The sequence below is a fragment of the Bradyrhizobium sp. SHOUNA76 genome (assembly GCF_023006445.1).
Classification (GTDB): Bacteria; Pseudomonadota; Alphaproteobacteria; order Rhizobiales; family Xanthobacteraceae; genus Bradyrhizobium.
Window position 1 is genome coordinate 1 of the sequence record NZ_JALBHA010000625.1, and the last position, 3,173, is coordinate 3,173.

Consider the following 3,173-nt stretch of genomic DNA (forward strand, 5'->3'; position numbering starts at 1 on the left):
GCGCAGGGTCTTCCTTGCCCTGCTTCAGCCGCCGCTTGATCAGCGCAGGGGCAAGCGGCACCAGGCCGGAGGCCAGGCGCCGATACATCCGCAGCGTGATCGGCAGCGCAATGGGCAGCGATTTAGGCATCTTGAGGCCCCGGGCGGCCGAGCTGCGCGTAGGCGCGGCGGGTCGCCTCGTTCAACGTCTCTTCCAGCTCCAGCCGCAGCGCTTCCATCGTGGCGGCGTCGGCATCGGGTGGAACGTGGATTTCCTTGATGCCGACCAATGCGCCCCGCCCGAATGGCAGATTGATGGTGGTGCGGTCCCAGTTCTTCAGCCGGATGAAGCGGCTGGTCGCCATCGCGAAAGGCATGATCGGCCGCCCCGATTCCCGTGCCAGCATGATGATGCCGAGCCCGGCCACGCGCGCGCGCTTGGGGACATCGGCGGTCAGCGCGACATTACAGCCGTCCTGAAGCGTCCGCACCATTTCCTTGAAGGCGCCGACCCCGCCCTTGCGGTGGAACGCGCTGCCATGATCGCCGGAACCGCGGATCAGACCGATGCCGAGCCGCTCCACCGCGATGGCGTTGAACTCGCCGTCGCGGTGACGGGAGATCAGCACCTTGGCCCGATAGGAGTCCTTGTTCTTGATGAAGGGGGTGAGGAAATGCTGGCCGTGCCAGAAGGCGAAGATCGCCGGGATCTGCGGCTCGACGATGTCATAGACATCAGGCGGATCGAACGTGAACTTGTTGGTGCGCCAGACCAGACGCAGGTATTCGGCCGCCAGAACCCCGACGGCACGCTGAAGCCAGCTGCTTCGCAGCGTATTGCGAAGCAGTTTTTTCAACGCGCCGGTTCTTGATTCGGGTCGAGCAGCCGGTGGAGATGGACGATGAAATAGCGCATCTGCGCGTTGTCGACCGTGCTCTGCGCCTTGGCCCGCCAGGCGGCGTGGGCGGTGGCATAATTCGGATAGAGGCCGACGATCTCGACGTCGTCGAGATTCTTGAAGGTGTTGTGCTCGAGATCGACGAGTTCGCCGCCGACGACGAGGTGAAGCAATTGTTGCGGGGCACTATCTGGCATGAGTCCTGTTCCTAAAGGGCTGCCCGGCAAAGCAGTGTTCGACAAGCACGACGAAAAGCGCCTTAGGCTATGGGACGGTTTCGAAAATGCGCGACAATGCCCGCATGACGATCGCGCCCCGCTGCCACCAGCACCCCGTGCGCCACTTCCCGGCGGTTATAGAGGATGGGTTCTCCGGAGAGGTCGCTCATCCTACCATCGGCTTCCTGCACGATCAAATCGGCCGCCGCAAGGTCCCAATCATGGCTGTTGCCCCCCGCAAAAGCCGCATCCAGCGCGCCATGGGCGACCCGGCACAGGCGCAGCGCGAGCGAACCGATTCGCGGATGCAGCTTGATCTCGTTGCCTGAGCTGTTGAGCCGCTCGACCAGCGGTTTCGGGCCGGCGACACGGGCAAAGTCGAGCTCCGATCCGCCCGCCGCCCGCACGGGCTTCTCGTTCAGCGTCGTGCCTCGGCCGCGGACCGCGAAGAAGAACTCCCCGCTCGTCGGCGCGAACACCGCGGCGAGCACCGGTGTGGCATCCTCGACCAGCGCGACGCTGACACACCAGTCGTCGTGGCCGTTGAGATAGTTGCGCGTGCCGTCAATGGGATCGACGATCCAGGTCAGCCGCCGCGACAGCCGCGCCGCGTCGTCGACGCTTTCCTCGGACAGCCAGCCATAGTCCGGCGTCGCCGCGCGCAGGCGTGCTTCGAGCAAATCGTTGACGGCGATGTCGGCTTCCGACACCGGCGAAGAGGCGCCTTTGGTCCACTTCTTCAGCTCGGTGCGGAACATCGACTGTGCCAGCGCACCCGCTTCTCGCACCGTGTCTCGCAGCAGCGCGGCGTCGCGCGTCCGGATGGTTTCGCCCGGGGCGTTCGCCTCAACGTCCGCCAAGCGTCAAACCCTCGATGCGCACCGTCGGCGCATTGACGCCGTAGCGGAACTCGAGATTGTTCGCCGGCTGCATCGACTTGAAGATCTCGAACAGATGGCCGGCGATCGTCACCTCGCTGACGGGATAGGTGATCTCGCCGTTCTCGATCCAGAAGCCGGAGGCGCCGCGGCTGTAGTCGCCGGTGACGCCGTTGACGCCCGAGCCGATCAGGTCGGTGACGTAGAAACCCTGCTTGATGTCGGAGATCAGTTCGGCCGGGCTCGGTGTGCCGGGCTCGAGATGCAGATTGTAAGGGCCGGGCGACGGCGAAGACGACACGCCGCGATGGGCGTGCCCAGTGGTGGTGAGGCCGAGCTCGCGCGCGGTGGCACAGTCGAGCAGCCAGGTCGTCAGCACGCCCTCGTCGATCAGCGCGATCTTCTTCACCGCGACGCCCTCGGCATCGAAGGTCTGCGAGCGCAAGCCGCGCTTGCGCAAGGGATCGTCGACGATGCGGATGTTCTTCGCAAACAGCTGCTGGCCGAGCTTGTCCTTCAGGAAGCTGGTCTTGCGCGCGATCGAGGCGCCGTTGATGGCGCCGACGACATGGCCGACCAGGGAGCCGGCAACGCGCGGATCAAACACGACCGGCACCTTGCAGGTCTCGACCTTGCGCGGATTGGAGCGCGCCACGGTGCGCTCGCCGGCGGAGCGGCCGACGATTTGCGGCGACAACAGGTCCGCGCCATGCGGCGCCGAGGTGAAGTCGTAATCGCGCTCCATGCCGGTACCTTCGCCAGAGATGGCGGTGGCGGAGATGCCCTGGCTGGAGCGCAAATAGGAGCCGTGGAAGCCGGTCGAGGTGACCAGCACCATGCCGCCCATGCCGGCGGAGGCCGAGGCGCCGCCGGATTTGGTGACACCCTTCACGGCGAGGGCAGCAGCCTCGGCTTCGAGGGCGCGGCGCTCGAGCTCGCTGGTGGCGGGCACGTCGGGATCGAGCAGGTCGAGATCGGGGAAGTCGCGTGCGAGCAGCGCGGGATCGGCGAGGCCGACATATTTGTCGTCGGGCGCAACGCGCGCCATCGCGACCGCGCGTTCGGCGAGCTTGGTGACGGCATCGCCGCTGACGTCGTTGGTCGAGACCACCGCCTGGCGCTGGCCGACCAGCACGCGCAGACCGACATCGTCGCCCTCCGAGCGCTCGGATTCCTCGACGCGCCCGTCGCGCACCTCG

4 protein-coding genes are annotated in these 3,173 nt (G+C 66.2%); all 4 read right to left on the minus strand.

The window, feature by feature from the left end; all coding sequences use genetic code 11:
• Positions 1 to 122: 122 nt before the first annotated feature.
• A complete protein-coding gene (locus MOV74_RS34595; protein WP_246931452.1) occupies positions 123 to 836 on the minus strand; it encodes a lysophospholipid acyltransferase family protein in 714 nt (237 codons plus the stop codon).
• Positions 833 to 1,075, minus strand: coding sequence for a DUF4170 domain-containing protein (locus MOV74_RS34600; protein WP_007596929.1), 243 nt, complete (start codon positions 1,073 to 1,075; stop codon positions 833 to 835). The genes MOV74_RS34595 and MOV74_RS34600 overlap by 4 nt, the downstream gene beginning before the upstream one ends.
• Before the next feature lie 62 nt (positions 1,076 to 1,137).
• Entirely contained in the window at positions 1,138 to 1,956 is an 819-nt protein-coding gene (locus MOV74_RS34605) for a 3'(2'),5'-bisphosphate nucleotidase CysQ (protein WP_246931454.1), read from the minus strand.
• A partial coding sequence (locus MOV74_RS34610) for a TldD/PmbA family protein (RefSeq protein ID WP_246931456.1) occupies positions 1,943 to 3,173 on the minus strand: 1,231 nt, incomplete at its 5' end. The genes MOV74_RS34605 and MOV74_RS34610, both read right to left, overlap by 14 nt.

What these genes read in the sequence shown, in the direction of transcription:
- MOV74_RS34600 (WP_007596929.1), bottom strand. Translation starts at nt 1,075, where the DNA reads ATGCCAGATAGTGCCCCGCAACAATTGCTTCACCTCGTCGTCGGCGGC.